This is a genomic window from Streptomyces sp. OZ13 (genome assembly GCF_052068155.1).
Lineage (GTDB): Bacteria > Actinomycetota > Actinomycetes > Streptomycetales > Streptomycetaceae > Streptomyces.
Window position 1 is genome coordinate 31,389 of record NZ_JBQHCZ010000016.1, and the last position, 17,171, is coordinate 48,559.

Here is a 17,171-nt window from a genome sequence, read left to right on the forward strand (position 1 = left end):
TCATGACCACCACCTCTCCCCTGCTCTCCGCCACCGGACTGCACGTCACCTTCCCCGGCCGCCGCGGCGGGCCCTCCGCCCGGGCCGTCGACGGCGTCGACCTCGACATCGGCGCGGGCGAGATCGTCGCCCTGGTCGGCGAGTCCGGTTGCGGCAAGACCACGCTGGCGCGTTCCCTCCTCGGCCTCGTGCCGCCCACCTCCGGGCGGGTCACCTTCGGCGGGGAGCCGCTCGGGTATGCCTCCCGCGCCCTGAAGGCGTACCGCAAGCGGGTGCAGCTGGTGCTCCAGGACCCGAGCGGGTCGCTCAACCCCCGGCACACCGTGTACGACGCCGTGGCGGAGGGTCTGCGGATCCACGGCTACGCGGGCGACGAGCGCGCGGCGGTCGCCCAGGCGCTGTCCCGGGCCGGACTGCGCCCGCCGGAGCGCTTCTTCCTCCGCTATCCGCACGAGTTGTCGGGCGGCCAGCGGCAGCGCGTCGTCATCGCGGGCGCCCTGGTGCTGGAGCCCGAGCTGATCGTCGCCGATGAACCGGTGGCCTCCCTCGACGCCTCCGTACGCGGCGAGATCCTGGCCCTCCTGCTGCGGCTGCGGGACGAACTGGGGCTCTCCGCGCTGGTCGTGACGCACGACCTGGGCCTCGCCTGGAACATCGCGGACCGGGTGGCGGTGATGTATCTCGGGCGGATCGTCGAGTCGGGACCCGTCGAGGACGTGCTGACGTCACCTCAGCATCCGTACACCAAGGCGCTGTTGTCGGTGCTGCCGGAGTCGGAGTCCGCACCGGTGGTACTCACCGGCGAACCGCCGGACCCGTCCCGCATCCCGGAGGGCTGCCGCTTCCACGCCCGCTGCCAGGTCCTGGCGTCGGGCGAGGCGGCCCGTGCCGGCGTGGCCGACCTGTGCCGGTCGCGGGAGCTGCCGGTCCTGGCGAACGCGCCCGGACCGCAGGTGGCGTGTCACTGGGCGACGGCGGCCGACTGAGGCTCGTTCGCCGGGGCCGGCCCGGGGCTGCATCGCCCAGGCCGGCCCGAGGTGGCCGGCCTGCGGCGGGTCGGGTCAGGTCAGTGACCGGCGTCGTACGACGCTGTGAGCTCGCGGCACTTCTTCACGTCGTCCGCCATCGCCACGAGCAGCGAGTCGATGGTGTCGAACTTCTCCTGGCCGCGTACGTACGCCAGGAAGTCCACCGTGACGTGAAGCCCGTACAGCTCGAGTCCCACCCGATCGATCGCGTACGCCTCCACGGTCCGCTCCGTGCCGTCGAACTGGGGGTTCGTGCCCACCGAGATCGCCGCCGGCATCCGCTCGCCGGCTGCCGTCAGCCAGCCCGCGTACACGCCGTCGGCGGGGACCGCGGTGTGCGGCAGGGTTTCGACGTTGGCCGTCGGGAAGCCCAGCTCGCGCCCGCGCTGGGCGCCGCGCACGACGACGCCCTCGACGCGGTGGGGGCGGCCGAGGATCTCGGAGGCCCCCTCGACGTCGCCCTCGGCGATCAGCCGGCGGGTGAGGGTCGAGGAGAACGGCTCACCGCCGCCCGCCTCGCCCCGCACGTACAGGTCGACGACCTCGACCTCGTAGTCGTACGTCCGGCCCATCTCCGCGAGGAAGGAGACATTGCCCGCCGCCCGGTGGCCGAAGCGGAAGTTGGGGCCCTCGATGACCGCCCGCGCGTGCAGCTTGTCGACCAGCACCTTCACGATGAAGTCGGCCGGTGAGAGCTTGGAGAACTCGGCGGTGAAGGGCAGGACGAGCACCGCGTCCACGCCGAGCTCGGCCATCAGGTCCGCACGGCGGTGGTGCGGTGCGAGCAGCGGCGGATGGCTGCCCGGGCGGACGACCTCGCTGGGGTGCGGGTCGAAGGTCACCACGACGGACGGCACGCCAAGCTCGCGCGCCCGCTGCACCGCGCGTCCGATGATCAGCTGGTGTCCGCGGTGCACGCCGTCGTAGGAGCCGATGGTGACGACGCTGCGTCCCCAGTCCTGGGGGATGTCCTCCAAGCCACGCCAGCGCTGCACTGTGACCGCTCCTCGCCCGAACCTGTGTACGTGATTGCCGATTACGCAGGTCTAAGACTGCCATGCCCGGCGGCCGGGGTCGGCATCGGCACCGGACTCCCCCGTATCCCGAGAGCCCGGCAGGCCTCCACCGCGGCCCATTGCTCCGGATCCGCGACCGGCCAGCGTGCCATGAGCACGGCGAAGGCAGGCACCTCGCGGGCCAGCTCGGTGAGCCTCCGGTCGAGGCACGCCGCGCCTTTGGGGGTGCGGACGAGCAGCAGGCCCGTCCGGTGGACCAGCGACCGGGTCCGTTCCTCCTCGCGCGTCCCGCAGCCGTGCGCGGCGGCGCGCAGCAGGTCGTCGAGGACGGTGAGGTCGCGGGCCTCGTACTGCTCGTACCGCAGCAGGACCTCCAGAAGCTCCGCGCGCAGCGGGCGGGAGGCGGGAGCCCCGGCCGCGGCGAGCACGGGCGCGAGGGCGCCGCGCACCCGGGCCGGGCGGCCGCGGACGAGGTGGGTGACGAGCGGGAACAGTACGTCCCGCCCGTCCGGTCCGTGCTCGAGGCGGCGGTGGACGTAGGCGGCGGCGTGCACCGCGCCGTCCGGGCGGTGGTCGACGTACTCGCATACGAGGGCGGCCGCCCGGCGGGCCACGGCCGGGGTGGTGGCGGCATCGGCGAGCGCGGCGAGCGTCTCTCCCGCTCGGGCGGAGGTGTCCGGCCTCAGCAGCCGGCTCCGGAAGGCGGCGAGCACCGGTCCGGGATGGGTCGTCAGCGCGTCGGTGAGGGCGTCGGCGGGCAGGCACGGGTCGCCGGCGGCGAAGAGCTCGAGGGCCCGCGGCAGATGCCGGTCGCGGCTCACCGGGTCGCGGACCAGCAGGGTGAGTGCGGGGCCGTGCGCGCCCCGGGTGCCGGCGAGCAGGGCGCGGGCGGCCCGCCGCAGCAGTTCCCGGTCGGTGTCGCCGACGGACCCGGCCGCGATGAGCGGCCCGTAGGTGGCGGCTGCCGTCCGTCGCCCGGGCCGCGGGTCGCGGGCCCAGCGGTCCACGGCCCGGCACATCGCGGACGGTTCGTCCTCCGCGAGCGCACGGAGAAGCTCGCAGGCGCGGGGGTGGGAGGTGTCCGCGAGGGCTTCGGCGAGATCGTCGGGCGCGAGGTCCCGGCGGGCGTAGAGCAGCGCCTGTGCGGCAGCGCCGACCGTGGGGCGCACCGTCGCGCCGGGTCCCGGAGTGAGCGGCGTGTCGTCGTCGAACCACCGGCACAGCAGCGGCTGCACGGCCGCGGGGTCGGCCGCCAGCCGCGCGTCGGCGAGCTCCAGGAAGTGGGGGGTGGCGGTGCCGCTCGGCGGGGAGGGATCGCGGGGCAGGAGCCGCCGCAGGAGGTCGAACCTCGCCGGGTCCCCGAGCCGCAGCCCGGCCCAGAAGGCGGGCCCGAAGTCGTCTCCCGGCCGTTCCGCCAGCCGTTGCAGGACGGCGAGGCACGGCTCGGCGTCCGGCACCCGGCCGAGCACCTCGTGCAGCAGCCTGGAGGCCCACCAGCGAGCATCCGGGTCCCGCCGGCCGTGGGCGTCGTCATGGACCACGTCGGCCAGTTCGGCGAGCCGGTGCGCCAGTCGGTGTGCACCGCGCTCCCGGCCGAGGTGCAGCAGGGCCTGGGCGACGGGACCCATGCGATGGCGGGGCACGGGCGGCGGGCCGTCCTCACCCGGCCCGTCGTGCTCGCGGCGGTGGACGAGCGAGTGGAGCGCCGCGTCGACGTCGAGATGCGCTCCCTGGATCCAGTCGGCGAGCCCCTCATGGGCGAAGCGGTAGCCGTTGCCCGCCGCGACGAGCAGGGTCTCCGTGAGGACCGCCGACGCCCAGCCGCCCGCCCAGGGGAACAGCTCCTCGAACGAGGCACGGTCCAGTTGGCCGTGACCTGTCCCCAGGCAGCGCCGAGCGGCCTCGTGCACCCTCCCGGCCACCCGGGCGGCGAGCCGGCGGACGGCGGCGCCCCGGGGCGGGGACCCGGCCGCGGCGGCGATGCGTACCGCGATCCGCAGGGAGACGAGGTCGAGGTAGGCGCCGAAGACGTCGTCCCGCCCCGGTGTGCCGGGCACGGCGCCGGGCAGGGCACGGTGCACCTCCGAGAGGAGCCTCAGCACGAGCGGATGCCGCTCGTCACCGGCAGCCACGCTGCCGGGCCCGAGCCCGTACCTCTGCCGCGCCGATCGGGCCTGGTCGGGGGTCAGGTCGCCGAGACGCACGGCGGGCGGCGGCTGCGGGTCCCGGACACCGGGGCCGGGACAGCCCGGTCCCACGGCGAGCGGCGGCGGGACCACGACCGGCAAGCGGGGCCCCGGCACCGTGCGTTCCGCCGCGCCCGCGGTCAGCGGCGCTGCGTGCGCCGCGTGTGCTGCCTCCGCTGCCCGGGCGGCGGGGGCCTGGACCGCTCGGGTTGCCTTCGCCGCATGTGGTGCGTGTGCGGTGCGAGCTGCGTGCGCCGTTGGGTCCGCGTGTGCTGCCTGCGCCGCGTGTGCCGCATGAGCTGTACGGGCCGCGTGTGCCGGCCCTGCCGCCTGTGCGGCAGGGCCCCGCCACGCCTGCGCCGCCGAAGCCCCTTGCGCCGCCCCGACCGGGCGGTGCAGCAGGTACGGCGGGTAGAGCGCCCCGGCCTGCTCCCAGTGCTCCGGACGGCATGCCACGACCAGCCGGGTGCCGAAGGCGGCCAGCCACGCCACGGTGGCCGCCGTCCAGCCCGGCAGGGCCGTCGCCGTCGCGAGCGGCATCTCCTCCAAGCCGTCGAGGACGACGAGCAGCGGCCGGCCCGCCTCGGCGGCCAGGCGCGCCACCCGCTCCGCGCTCGCCCCGCGTTCGCGGCCGTCCGCCTGCTCCGGTACGGCGACGATGCGGGCGGCCCCGCGCAGCGCGCGGGCCACGGCGTCGGCGAGGCTGGTGTCGCCGGCCCGGACGTCGGCGCCGCGCAGCCACAGCGTGGGCGCGGGCCGCGGCCCCTGGGCGCGGCGTGCGGCGAGCGCGCGCAGCTCCGCCGTACGGCCCGTGCCGGGTGCGCCGGCCAGTCCGAGGACCAGAGCCGCACCGTCGTTCGCGGTGAACGCCGCGAACTCCTCCGCGATGTCGGGCCGCGGCACGGGCTCCGGCCATACGTCCGGACCGGCGGCCTGGGCGAGCGAAGTCGCGGTCAGCTCCAGTACCGCGGCCAGGTTGAGGTCCGGTCCGTACGCGGGCGCGGTGGCGGCGTTCCTGCGCAGGAGCTCGGCGTGCGGCTCGGAGCGTGCGGTGCCCAAGGGGTGCGCGAGCACGCCGGAGGTGGCCGTGCCCGGAGGCGGTGGGGCGGCGAGCACGCCGAGGACCGCCCCGGTCGCCGCGTCGAGCACCGGCCCGCCGGTGGCTCCGCCCACGAGGCGCAGGGCGTCGCTGCCGTCCGTGCCGATGGCGAGCTCCAGGACGCCGTGAGTGGTGGCGAGTACGCGCGCCTCACGCCAGCCGCCCGCCACGAGGCGCACGTATGTGCCCGGCTCCACGCGTTCGCGCGCCCCGATCGGCAGGGGCACGACGCGAAGGCCGCTCGTGTGCAGGAGGGCGAGGCCACTGCCGGGCAGCGGGGTGACGGAGTCGGCCTCGATCGCGGGTCCGCCGCCGTCCAGGGGCCGGACGACGGGCCGGGGAAGGCCATGGACCACGTCATGCCCGGTCACGACCGTGCCGAGGTCGTCGGCGACGAAGCCGGTGCCGTACGGCCGACCGGCCGGATCGCAGATCCGTACCAAAGTTGCCAGGTCAGCGCGTCCCATACGGACGACGTTAGGCAGACGATGATCAAGAAGAGAAGCGCGGATCTCGAACGCGCCCCCCAGTGCACCCCGGTTCACTCCGAGCGCCTGCTCGAAGGGGTGAATCCAGGGGCCTGGGTGGATAGACACTGTGCGGGGGAATCGAGGGGGGATCGTGGGGCGGACGGCGAAGCCGTCCGCCCCACGACGAATCGAGCCCCCGAAGAAGCGACGCCCACGACAGGACGCCGGCAGCCTCGGTCCGGCCCAGGACCGTCACACGCTCGGGTCAGCCGAAGACGGCCAGGCTCTTCGCCTTGCCGTTCTGCTCCTCCACGAGGGCCAGGAAGCGTCCGTCGGGCCCGAAGACGGCCACCGGAGCGCGGTCGTGGGCCGGCATGTCCAGCCGCACGCCGTTGGTGAGCAGCTTGGCCCGCCGCTCGTCCACGTCCCACCGGGGGAACGCGGCGGCCGCCGCCTCGGCGATCGGCATTACGGTCAGCTCCTCCTGGAGCTGGTCGAGGGTCTTCGCCGCGTCCAGGCCGTACGGGCCGACCCGGGTGCGCCGCAGCGCCGTCAGGTGTCCGCCCACTCCGAGCACGGCACCGAGATCGCGGGCGAGCGCCCGGATGTAGGTGCCGGAGGAACAGACCACGGACACGACCAGGTCGACGACGGGCAGGCCGTCCTCCGTGGTCGTCGGGCGGACGTCGTAGACACGGAAGGAGGAGACGGTCACCGGACGGGCCGGGATGTCGAACTCCTCGCCGCCGCGGACCCGCGCGTACGACCGCTTTCCGTCGATCTTGATGGCGCTGACCTTGGACGGCACCTGCATGATGTCGCCGGTGAGGCCGGCGACACCCGCGTCGATGGCCTCACGTGTGACGGCGGAGGCGTCGGTGGAGGAGGTGACCTCGCCCTCGGCGTCGTCCGTGACGGTGTCCTGGCCCAGCCTGATGGTGCCGAGGTACTCCTTCTCGGTCAGGGCGAGGTGCCCGAGAAGCTTGGTGGCCTTCTCGACACCCAGCACCAGTACCCCCGTGGCCATGGGATCGAGCGTCCCCGCGTGTCCGACGCGCCGGGTCCTGGCGATCCCGCGCATCTTGGCGACGACGTCGTGCGAAGTGAAGCCCGACGGCTTGTCGACGATGACAAGTCCGTCGGGCGTGACGGTGCGCTGCGTCATTCCGAGGCTTCGTCCTCGTCCTCGGGCTTGCGGTACGGGTCGGCCTCACCGGCGTACGTGGCGCCGGAGGACACCTCGCGGACCTTGGCGTCCGAGGCGCGCGCCTTGTCGAGGAGGTCCTCGATCGTCTTGGCGTTCTCGGGGAGCGCGTCGGCCACGAAGGTGAGGGTCGGCGTGAACTTGGTACCGGCCGCCGCGCCGACCGCCGAGCGCAGGATGCCCTTGGCGCTCTGCAGGCCCGCAGCGGCACTGGCCCTGTCCTCGTCGTCGCCGTAGACCGTGTAGAAGACCGTGGCCTCCCGCAGGTCACCGGTGACGCGGGTGTCCGTGATGGTCACGTGCGAACCCAGGCGGGGGTCCTTGATGCCACGCTGCAGCTTCTCCGCGACCACCTCCCGGATGAGGTCTGCCAGCTTTTTCGCCCGCGCGTTGTCGGCCACTGGTCCGTCTCCTTCTTTGCCTTGCATTCAGTCTTCGTCGCTGTGGAGTCTGCGTCGTACCGACAGCAGCTCCACCTCCGGCCGGGCGGCGACGAGGCGCTCGCACCGGTCGAGTACGTCCGTGAGGTGCCCTGTGTCCCCGGACACCACGGCGAGGCCGATCTCGGCCCGCCGGTAGAGGTCCTGGCCGCTCACCTCCGCCGCGCTCACCGCGTATTTCCGCTGGAGCTCGGCGACGATCGGTCGGACCACGGAGCGCTTCTCCTTCAGCGACCGTACGTCGCCGAGAAGCAGATCGAAGGACAGTGTCCCCACATACATGTATGTCCGGATGTCCCGCCGGTCCGGGTTCGTCGTGCCGGGGGTCCAGGGCTTCCCGCCGGACCGGCACGGTCGGGTCCCCGCCGTACTTGGCAGGGACACCCAAACCGTACACGCAACGGCCGGGGCCGATCGACGGAAATACTTCCGCCGACCGGCCCCGGACGAGCGCCGTGCGTCAGCCGCGCGGCTTCTCGCGCATCTCGTACGTCGCGATGACGTCGTCGACCTTGATGTCGTTGAAGTTTCCGAGGTTGATACCACCCTCGAAGCCTTCGCGGATCTCGGTGACGTCGTCCTTGAAGCGACGCAGACCCTCGATGTTGAGGCTCTCCGCGATGACCTTGCCGTCGCGGATGAGGCGTGCCTTGGTGTTGCGCTTGACCTCGCCGGAACGGATGAGGACACCCGCGATGTTGCCCAGCTTGGACGAGCGGAAGACCTCGCGGATCTCCGCCGTACCGAGCTCGACCTCTTCGTACTCCGGCTTGAGCATGCCCTTGAGGGCCGCCTCGATCTCCTCGATGGCCTGGTAGATCACCGAGTAGTACCGGACGTCGACGCCCTCGCGCTCCGCCATCTGCGAGGCACGGCCGGCCGCGCGGACGTTGAAGCCGATGACGATGGCGTCGGAGCCCATCGCCAGGTCGATGTCCGACTCGGTGACCGCACCGACACCGCGGTGCAGCACCCGGATGTCGACCTCTTCGCCGACGTCGAGCTGGAGCAGCGAGGACTCGAGAGCCTCCACCGAACCGGACGCGTCGCCCTTGATGATGAGGTTGAGCTGCTGGACCTCGCCCGCCTTGAGCACCTTGTCGAGGTCCTCGAGGGACACCCGGCGGGTGCGCTTGGCGAACGCGGCGTTGCGCTCACGGGCGGCACGCTTCTCGGCGATCTGACGGGCCGTACGGTCCTCGTCGACGACCAGGAAGTTGTCGCCGGCGCCCGGGACGTTGGTGAGACCGAGGACGAGGACCGGGGTCGACGGACCCGCCTCTTCCACGTTCTCGCCCTTGTCGTCGAGCATCGCGCGGACACGGCCGTACGCGTCACCGGCGACCATCGTGTCACCGACGCGCAGCGTGCCTCGCTGGACCAGGACGGTCGCGACGGCGCCGCGGCCACGGTCGAGGTGGGCCTCGATCGCAATACCCTGCGCGTCCTGCTCGGCGTTGGCCCGCAGGTCGAGCGAGGCGTCCGCGGTCAGGACCACGGCCTCCAGCAGGGAGTCGATGTTGAGACCCTGCTTGGCGGAGATGTCGACGAACATGGTGTCGCCGCCGTACTCCTCGGCCACCAGACCGAACTCGGTGAGCTGACCGCGCACCTTGGTCGGGTCGGCGCCCTCGACGTCGATCTTGTTGACCGCGACCACGATCGGCACGTCGGCCGCCTTGGCGTGGTTCAGCGCCTCGATCGTCTGCGGCATCACACCGTCGTTCGCCGCCACCACGAGGATCGCGATGTCGGTGGACTTCGCACCACGGGCACGCATGGCGGTGAACGCCTCGTGACCCGGGGTGTCGATGAAGGTGATGGCGCGCTCTTCGCCGTTGACCTCGGTGGCGACCTGGTACGCACCGATGTGCTGCGTGATACCGCCGGCCTCACCCGCGACGACGTTCGTCTTGCGGATGGCGTCCAGCAGCCTGGTCTTACCGTGGTCGACGTGACCCATGACGGTCACGACCGGCGGACGGGAGACGAGCATCTCCTCGCCGCCCTCGTCCTCACCGAACTCGATGGAGAAGGACTCGAGAAGCTCGCGGTCCTCTTCCTCCGGGCTGACGATCTGAACGGTGTAGTTCATCTCGTCGGCGAGGAGCTGAAGGGTCTCGTCGGAGACGGACTGCGTGGCAGTGACCATCTCGCCGAGGTTCATCATCACGGCGACGAGCGACGCCGGGTTGGCGTTGATCTTCTCCGCGAAGTCGGTGAGGGACGCACCGCGCGACAGGCGAACGGTCTCGCCGTTGCCGCGAGGCAGCATCACACCGCCGACCGACGGGGCCTGCATGGCCTCGTACTCCTGGCGCCTCTGCCGCTTCGACTTACGGCCACGACGGGCCGGGCCGCCGGGACGGCCGAAGGCGCCCTGCGTGCCACCACGGCCACCGGGACCGCCGGGACGGCCACCGAAGCCGGGACGACCGCCGAAGCCGCCGCCACCGCCGCCGGGGCCACCGCCGCCGGGACGACCGGCGAAGCCGCCGCCGCCACCGGGACGACCGCCGCCGCCACCGCCGGGACGACCGGCGAAGCCGCCGCCGCCACCGGGACGACCGGCACCGCCGGGACGGCCTGCGCCGCCCGTGCCGGGACCGCGACCGCCGCCACCGGGGCCGCCACCAGGACGGGGACCGGCAGCAGGACGCTGCGGCATCATGCCGGGGTTCGGACGGTTACCGCCGGGCGCGCCACCGGGAGCACCGGCACGCGGGGCCTGCGGACGAGGCATACCGCCGGGGGTCGGGCGGGCACCGCCCTGGCCCTGCGGACGCGGGGCGCCACCGGGGCCGCCCTGCGGACGCGGAGCGCCGGGAACGGCGCCGCCGGGGCCACCGGGGCCGGGACGTGCGCCACCCGGACGGGGCGCCTGCGGACGCGCCATGCCGGTGGAGCCACCGGACGTGAACGGGTTGTTGCCCGGACGGGGACCGGCCGGACGACCACCGGGACGCGGGGCGCCCTGGCCGCCGGCGGGACGCGCCGGACGCTCGCCGCCACGGCCGCCGTCACGCTGACCGCCGTCACGCTGTCCGCCGGCCGGAGCCGGACGGGCGGGGCGCGGACCGGGCGTGGCACCCGCGGGACGCGGGGCCTGCGGTGCGGCGGGCTGGGCCGGAGCCGGGGCCGAGAACTCGGCAGCGGGCACCGGAGCCGCCGGGGCGGGCTTGGCCGGCGCGGGCTTGGGACCCGGTGTCGGACGCGGTCCCGGAGCCGGGGCCGCGGAGGAGGGGGTGCTGCTCGCCGGGGCCGGCTTGGGGGCCGGTGCGCCGGGCTTGGGGGCAGCAGAACGTCCCGCCTGCGCCGAGGGCGCGGCAGGCTTCGAAGGCGTCGCCTTGCGGGGCGCGCCGGGCTTCGCAGCGGACTTGCCGGCGTTGCCGCCGGGCCCCTGCAGTGCATCAGTCAGTTTGCGTACAACCGGCGCCTCGATCGTCGAGGACGCCGAACGGACGAATTCACCGAGTTCTTGGAGCTTGGCCATGACGACCTTGCTCTCTACGCCGAACTCCTTGGCGAGTTCGTATACCCGGACCTTAGCCACTTCGCTCCTTTTAGGTCCGGGTTACCGCCGGACCGTCGCTACTTCATGGGCGTACTCATCGCGTACTCATCGAGTGCTCATCGCAATCTCGACCTACTTCCAACTCGCGAGGTACCTGACCGCACGGGGGTATCCGTGCCGTACTTCTTTCTCTTACGGTGCTGCCTGCTCGACATACCGCCGCACTGCGGCGGTATCGAGCGGTCCCTGGGCCCGGAAGGCCCTCGGGAACGCCCGGCGGCGGACCGCCAGGTCGAAACAGACCAAGGCGGGGTGCACGTACGCACCCCGGCCGGGCAGCGTACCGCGATCATCGGGGACGCACTCGCCCTCGATCACCACGATCCGCAGCAGATCGCTCTTGGCCGCTCGCTCCCGGCATCCCACACAGGTTCGCTCAGGGCACACGCGGGCATGCGTCCGGCCAGACACGGTTAAGTCTACCTCCCCGCACCGACCTCACCCCTTGGGGGCAAAAATCGAACGGTTGTTGTCCTGATCCTTGTGAGATCTTGGTCGGCTCCCGTCCTCACTGCAACGGGATTCGGCCCCTGCCCATTCCTCAGCCCTGGTCGGGGCCCTGCTCGGTGTCGGGCCGGATGTCGATGCGCCAGCCGGTCAGGCGGGCGGCCAGGCGGGCGTTCTGCCCCTCCTTGCCGATCGCCAGCGACAGCTGGTAGTCCGGGACCGTCACCCGGGCGGAGCGGGCGCCGAGGTCGACGACCTCCACCTTGCTGACCCGTGCGGGCGACAGGGCGTTCGCCACCATCTCCGCCGGGTCGTCGGACCAGTCCACGATGTCGATCTTCTCGCCGTGCAGCTCGGCCATGACATTACGCACACGGCTGCCCATCGGGCCGATGCAGGCGCCCTTGGGATTCAGGCCGGAGCGGGTCGAGCGGACGGCGATCTTGGTGCGGTGGCCGGCCTCGCGGGCGATCGCGGCGATCTCGACACTGCCGTCGGCGATCTCCGGAACCTCCAGCGCGAAGAGCTTCTTCACCAGGTTCGGGTGGGTGCGGGACAGGGTGACGGAGGGACCGCGCACACCCCTGGCCACGCGCACCACATAGGTGCGCAGGCGCAGACCGTGCGTGTACTCCTCGCCGGGGACCTGCTCCTGCACCGGCAGGATCGCCTCGAGCTTGTCGTCCAGCCTCACCAGGACGTTCTTGGGGTCCTTGCCCTGCTGGACCATGCCCGCGACGATGTCGCCCTCACGGCGGGCGTACTCGCCGAAGGTGACGTCGTTCTCCGCGTCACGCAGCCGCTGCTGGATGACCTGGCGGGCCGTGGTGGCGGCGATCCGGCCGAAGTCGGAGGGAGTGTCGTCGAACTCCTTCGGCTCCTGCCCCTCCTCCAGATCGGCCGGGTCCTCCTTGGCCCACACGGTCACGTGACCGGTGTTCCGGTCGAGCACCACACGGGCGTGGCGGCGACTGCCCTCGGTGCGGTGGTACGCGATGAGGAGGGCCGACTCGATGGCCTCGACCAGCAGGTCGAAGGCGATCTCCTTCTCCTGGGCCAGGCCCTTCAGGAGCTTCACGTCGATGTCCACGGCTACGCCTCCTCTTCCTTCTTGTCCTTGCGGTTGAACTCGATCTCCACGCGGGCCTTCACGATGTCGTCGAAGGCCACCCGGCGGGCGGTGGGCTTGCGCCCCTTCACACCGGGCACCTCGAGGTCGAGTCCCTCGTCGTCCACGGTCAGCAGGCGGGCCACCAGGTCCCCGCCCTCCTTGAGCTGCAGCTTGACCAGGCGGCCGGTGGCGCGCACGAAATGACGACGCTCGGTCAGCGGCCGGTCGGCGCCGGGGGAGCTGACTTCGAGGACGTACTCGTCCTCGCCCATCGCGTCCGTCTCGTCGAGCTTCTCGGAGATGGCGCGGCTCAGCTCGGCACAGGCGTCCAGTTCCACGCCCTCGTCGGAATCGACGGTGATCCTCAGCATGCGGCGCCGGCCCGCCCGGGAGATCTCGATCTCTTCCAGATCCAGCTCCGCGGCGCTGACGAGCGGCTCAAGCAGCCCGCGCAGCCTCTCGCTCTGGGTGGTGCTCATCCGGGTGACTCCTCGGCCGCGTGTGCTGTTGTGGGATCGTCGCGTGTCGAAGAAAGGGTATCCGGTCGCGGGGGGTGTTGCCGTCCACCCGCCCGGGAGCCGCAGGTACGCTCGCCTGCGGCGATGATCACTGCGAGCCCGAGGAGACACGCGTGGGGCGCACGGGGACGACACGCAGACGTGCGCTGTTGGCGACGGGGGCGGCCGCTGCCGCCATGTTGACGGGCTGTTCGAGCGACTCCCCCGCGACGCGGCGCCCGTCCGGCCGTTCCGCGGACCCGGCTCGCGCGCAGGCGGCGTTGCGGGCACGGCTCGCGGCCGGGAGCACGGCGCTCGGCGACGAGTACGACGCGGTCATCGCCCGCCACCCGGAGCTCGCCGAACGGCTGACACCGCTGCGTACCGCGGTCGCCGCGCACGCCGTGGCACTCGCCGGCGGCCGGCCCGGGCAGACGTCCGCCGCTCCCTCGCCGTCCGTCACGCCGTCCACCGCTCCCCCGGTCACGCCGTCCACCACCGCGGCCGGCTCCGTCCCGGAGGACCCCGCCGCCGCGCTCAAGGCGCTGGCCGCGGCGGAGCGCCGCACGTCCGACAGCCACACGGCCGCCCTCGCCGACGCGGAGCCGGAGCTCGCACGTCTGCTGGCCTCCGTCGCCGCGGCCGGCGCCGGGCATGCGTACCTGCTGACGAAGGGGGACCCGCGTTGACCACGCTCGACCCACGGGGCGACACGGCGCGCGAGCTCGAGGCCCTCCAGGCCGCGCTCGCGGCGGAACACGCCGCCGTCTACGGATACGGAGTGGTCGGCGGCCGGGTCGGCGAGGACCGCGAGAACGAGGCCGCCGCCGCGCACGCCGCACACCGCTCACGGCGGGACTCGCTGGCGCGCACCGTGCGCGACCTCGGCGGAAAGCCCGCGGCGGCCGCCGCGGGCTACGCCCTGCCCTTCCCCGTGCCGGACGCCGCGGCCGCGATACGACTCGCCGCCGTCCTGGAGGAACGGGTGGCGGCGGTCTACTCCGATCTCGTACGGGCCGCGGAAGGTCCGCTGCGGCTGGATGCCGCAGGCGCGCTGCGCGAGGCGGCGGTCCGCGCGGTGCGCTGGCGCGGCAGCGGCGTAGCCTTTCCTGGGCTCGCCGAGCGGGCCGGCCAGGACTGACGGGGAAGGAACAACGGGCGTATGGCTTTCGAACCCCCGCAGCGGCTGGTCCGGGCACTCGGTGAGGACGACTTGTGGCTGGCGCGGCTGCCGGAAACGGTCCAGGAGACCGTGGACCGGCGGAAGCTGGACGTCGAACGGACCGTGGTGCCGGGCGGCCGGAGCAGCCTGCTCCTCCTCGTACGGCAGCCGGACGGCACACCCGCCGCGCTGAAGCTGGCGCCCCCGTCGGCGGCCCCGGGGCGCGAGGCGTCCGCGCTGGAGCACTGGAACGGCTGGGGCGCGGTACGGCTGCTGGACGCCGCCGACGGCGAACTCCTGCTGGAGCGGCTGCACCCCGAGGTCTCGCTCCGCTCGCTCCCTGAGGCCAAGGCGCTGCTGGAGGCGGCGGGTACCGTGCGGCGGCTGTGGGTCGAGGCGCCGGACGGCCATGCCTTCGAGACGGTGGCGGACCGTACGGCACGGCAGGCGGCGGCGATGCGGAGCTCCGCGGAACCGCTCGTCGCGGCCGCGCTGGCGGCGCGGGACGAACTGGTCGCGGCGGCACCGGAAGAACTGCTGCTGCACGGCAACTTCCGCCAGGGGAAGGTGCTTTCCGGCGACCGCACGCCATGGCTGGCGGTCGGGCCCGAGCCCGTGGTCGGCGAACGCGCGTACGACCTGGCCCGCCTCGCCCGCGACCGCGTCGAGGACCTCGTCGCGTCCTCCGCGGGCGCGTCGGCGGCCCGCCGCAGGCTGAACCGCCTCGCGGACTCCCTCGAGGTCGACCGCGACCGGCTGCGCGGCTGGACGCTGTTCCGCGCGGTGGAGTCGGGCCTGCGGGCGGTGTCCGCGGGGCGGCGCGCGGAGGGCGAACTGGCACTGGAGTTCGCGGGCTGGCTGTAGCCGCTCCACGAGCGTGCCGCTGCGCGGGGCGTGTTCCCCTCCCCGCCCTTCCCGAACCGGGGCAAGCCCCGGACCCCGTACCGCCCTGCGGCGGCGTACCCGCGCGCTCCGCGCGGTGCCCTCAAACTCCCCCTACGGCCTGGCGACCGTGGGAGGTGCCCCCAGGCGGGCTCAAGTTGCCCGGCAACTTCAGCCTCGCCGGCGTTTGAGGCGCGGGAGTCCGGGGGCAGAGCCCCCGAAGCACCGCGCGGAGCGCGGTGACGGGTCCGGGCCGAGCCCCCATGCGGCGGAGCCGCACATCGGTACAGCGGGAAGGGGCCGGTAGGGGAACACGCCCCGCGCAGCGGCCCCGACCTCTGCGCTACCCCCGCAGCCGCGCCACCGCGTCCGCCACCGTGAGCTCCTCACGCTCACCCGTCCGGCGGTCCTTCAGCTCCACGACGCCCTCGGCCGAGCGGCGGCCGGCCACCAGGATCTTGGGGACGCCGATCAGCTCCGCGTCCGTGAACTTGACGCCCGGGGAGACGCCCGCGCGGTCGTCGACCAGGACCCGCAGGCCCGCCGCGCCGAGCTGCTCGGCGACGTCGAGGGCGAGTTCGGTCTGCAGTGCCTTGCCCGCGGCGACCACGTGGACGTCGGCGGGGGCGATCTCGCGGGGCCAGCACAGGCCCTGCTCGTCGGCGGTCTGCTCGGCGAGCGCCGCCACCGCGCGGGAGACGCCGACGCCGTACGAACCCATCGTCACGCGGACGGGCTTGCCGTTCTGGCCGAGCACGTCGAGCTGGAAGGCGTCCGCGTACTTGCGGCCGAGCTGGAAGATGTGGCCGATCTCGATCGCACGGTCCAGCTTGAGCCCGGTGCCGCACGAGGGGCACGGGTCGCCGTCCTCGACGACCACGACGTCGAGGTAGTCGTCGACCTCGAAGTCCCGGCCGGCGACGACGTTCTTCGCGTGGAAGCCCGCCCGGTTGGCGCCCGTGATCCACGCGGTGCCGGGGGCGACGCGCGGGTCGGCGATGTAGCGGACCTTCTCGAGGCCCTGCGGGCCGACGTAGCCGCGGACCAGGTCCGGGCGGTCCACGAAGTCCTCCGCGGTGACCAGTTCGACCTCGGCGGGCGCCAAGTGGTCGCCCAGCTTGCCGAGGTCGACCTCGCGGTTGCCGGGGACGCCGACCGCGACGATCTCGCCGTCGACCTTGACCAGCAGGTTTTTCAGCGTGGCGGACGCCGGGACGCCCAGGTGGTCGGCGAGCGTCTCGATGGTCGGGGTGTCGGGGGTGTCCAGCTCCTCGACCGGGCCGTGCGCGGCGCCCTCGACCGGGGCGAGCGCGAAGGTGACGGCCTCGGTGTTGGCCGCGTAGTCGCAGGACGGGCAGTACACGAAGGTGTCCTCGCCGGCGGGGGCCGGAGCCAGGAACTCCTCGGAGGCGGAGCCGCCCATCGCGCCCGACACCGCGGAGACGATCTTGTGCTCGAGGCCGAGGCGCTCGAAGATCCGGACGTACGCCTCGCGGTGCAGGGCGTAGGACTGGGCGAGACCCTCGTCGGAGGTGTCGAACGAGTACGAGTCCTTCATCTGGAACTCGCGGCCGCGCAGGATGCCCGAACGGGGACGCGCCTCGTCGCGGTACTTCGTCTGGATCTGGTAAAGGATCACCGGCAGGTCCTTGTAGGACGTGCACTGGTCCTTGACGAGCTGGGTGAAGATCTCTTCGTGGGTCGGGCCGAGGAGGTAGTCGGCGCCCTTGCGGTCCTTGAGACGGAACAGCTCCGCGCCGTACTCCTCCCAGCGGCCCGTCGCCTCGTAGGGCTCCTTGGGCAGCAGCGCCGGTAGCAGGACCTCCTGTGCGCCGATGGCGTCCATCTCCTCGCGCACGACGCGGGTGACGTTCTCCAGGACGCGCTTGCCGAGCGGCAGCCAGGACCAGATGCCCGCGGCGTTGCGGCGGACGTAACCGGCGCGCACGAGGAGCTTGTGGCTGAGCGTCTCTGCGTCCGCCGGGTCGTCGCGCAGTGTCTTGACCATCAGACGGGACATGCGCTGGACCTGGGCCATGGTGAACTCCTGCTCGG

At 73.2% G+C, this 17,171-nt stretch carries 14 protein-coding genes; 4 read left to right on the plus strand and 10 right to left on the minus strand.

All coding sequences use genetic code 11. From position 1 onward, the window contains the following. The first annotated feature begins 2 nt into the window (after positions 1–2). Positions 3–986, plus strand: coding sequence for an ABC transporter ATP-binding protein (locus ACTMTU_RS28660; RefSeq protein WP_441266355.1), 984 nt, complete (start codon positions 3–5; stop codon positions 984–986). An 80-nt stretch (positions 987–1,066) separates the two neighbouring features. Here ACTMTU_RS28660 and ACTMTU_RS28665 read toward each other — a convergent pair whose 3' ends face one another. From ACTMTU_RS28665 to rimP, 9 genes are all read right to left on the minus strand, one after another. Further along, positions 1,067–2,023 (minus strand): bifunctional riboflavin kinase/FAD synthetase, encoded by a 957-nt coding sequence (locus tag ACTMTU_RS28665; RefSeq protein WP_307708569.1) that lies wholly within the window; start codon positions 2,021–2,023, stop codon positions 1,067–1,069. 41 nt (positions 2,024–2,064) lie between these two features. After that, a complete protein-coding gene (locus ACTMTU_RS28670; RefSeq protein WP_441266356.1) occupies positions 2,065–5,796 on the minus strand; it encodes a trypsin-like peptidase domain-containing protein in 3,732 nt (1,243 codons plus the stop codon). Positions 5,797–6,064: 268 nt separating this feature from the next. Beyond that, positions 6,065–6,964, minus strand: a complete 900-nt coding sequence (truB, locus tag ACTMTU_RS28675) for a tRNA pseudouridine(55) synthase TruB (protein ID WP_441266357.1) — start codon at positions 6,962–6,964, stop codon at positions 6,065–6,067. Further along, positions 6,961–7,404 carry a 30S ribosome-binding factor RbfA gene (gene rbfA, locus ACTMTU_RS28680; RefSeq protein ID WP_100109456.1) on the minus strand — a complete coding sequence of 148 codons (444 nt, stop codon included), beginning with the start codon at positions 7,402–7,404 and terminating at the stop codon, positions 6,961–6,963. Before rbfA ends, truB begins: the two co-directional genes overlap by 4 nt. Before the next feature lie 27 nt (positions 7,405–7,431). Continuing rightward, on the minus strand, positions 7,432–7,725 hold the full coding sequence (locus tag ACTMTU_RS28685) for a DUF503 domain-containing protein (RefSeq protein WP_005311234.1): 294 nt from the start codon (positions 7,723–7,725) through the stop codon (positions 7,432–7,434). Positions 7,726–7,903: 178 nt separating this feature from the next. After that, complete coding sequence (gene infB / locus ACTMTU_RS28690) at positions 7,904–10,996, minus strand: translation initiation factor IF-2 (RefSeq protein ID WP_441266358.1); 3,093 nt, start codon at positions 10,994–10,996, stop codon at positions 7,904–7,906. A gap of 153 nt (positions 10,997–11,149) precedes the next feature. Continuing rightward, positions 11,150–11,428, minus strand: coding sequence for a YlxR family protein (locus tag ACTMTU_RS28695; protein ID WP_364601568.1), 279 nt, complete (start codon positions 11,426–11,428; stop codon positions 11,150–11,152). 130 nt (positions 11,429–11,558) lie between these two features. After that, complete coding sequence (gene nusA, locus ACTMTU_RS28700) at positions 11,559–12,554, minus strand: transcription termination factor NusA (protein WP_441266359.1); 996 nt, start codon at positions 12,552–12,554, stop codon at positions 11,559–11,561. Between the two features lie 2 nt (positions 12,555–12,556). After that, entirely contained in the window at positions 12,557–13,054 is a 498-nt protein-coding gene (rimP, locus tag ACTMTU_RS28705; RefSeq protein ID WP_441266360.1) for a ribosome maturation factor RimP, read from the minus strand. Positions 13,055–13,206: 152 nt separating this feature from the next. Here rimP and ACTMTU_RS28710 point away from each other — a divergent pair, with 152 nt between their 5' ends. The 3 genes from ACTMTU_RS28710 to ACTMTU_RS28720 are packed head-to-tail and all read left to right on the plus strand — an operon-like array spanning position 13,207 to position 15,098. Beyond that, positions 13,207–13,761: a hypothetical protein gene (locus ACTMTU_RS28710; RefSeq protein ID WP_441266361.1), complete on the plus strand. Its 555-nt coding sequence runs from the start codon at positions 13,207–13,209 to the stop codon at positions 13,759–13,761. Next, positions 13,758–14,213 carry a ferritin-like domain-containing protein gene (locus tag ACTMTU_RS28715; RefSeq protein WP_441266362.1) on the plus strand — a complete coding sequence of 152 codons (456 nt, stop codon included), beginning with the start codon at positions 13,758–13,760 and terminating at the stop codon, positions 14,211–14,213. The genes ACTMTU_RS28710 and ACTMTU_RS28715 overlap by 4 nt, the downstream gene beginning before the upstream one ends. 21 nt (positions 14,214–14,234) lie before the next feature. Then, on the plus strand, positions 14,235–15,098 hold the full coding sequence (locus tag ACTMTU_RS28720; protein WP_441266363.1) for an aminoglycoside phosphotransferase family protein: 864 nt from the start codon (positions 14,235–14,237) through the stop codon (positions 15,096–15,098). 361 nt (positions 15,099–15,459) lie between these two features. Here the strand turns inward: ACTMTU_RS28720 and ACTMTU_RS28725 are convergent, their stop codons facing one another. Beyond that, positions 15,460–17,154 (minus strand): proline--tRNA ligase, encoded by a 1,695-nt coding sequence (locus ACTMTU_RS28725; protein WP_441266364.1) that lies wholly within the window; start codon positions 17,152–17,154, stop codon positions 15,460–15,462. Positions 17,155–17,171 lie beyond the last annotated feature (17 nt).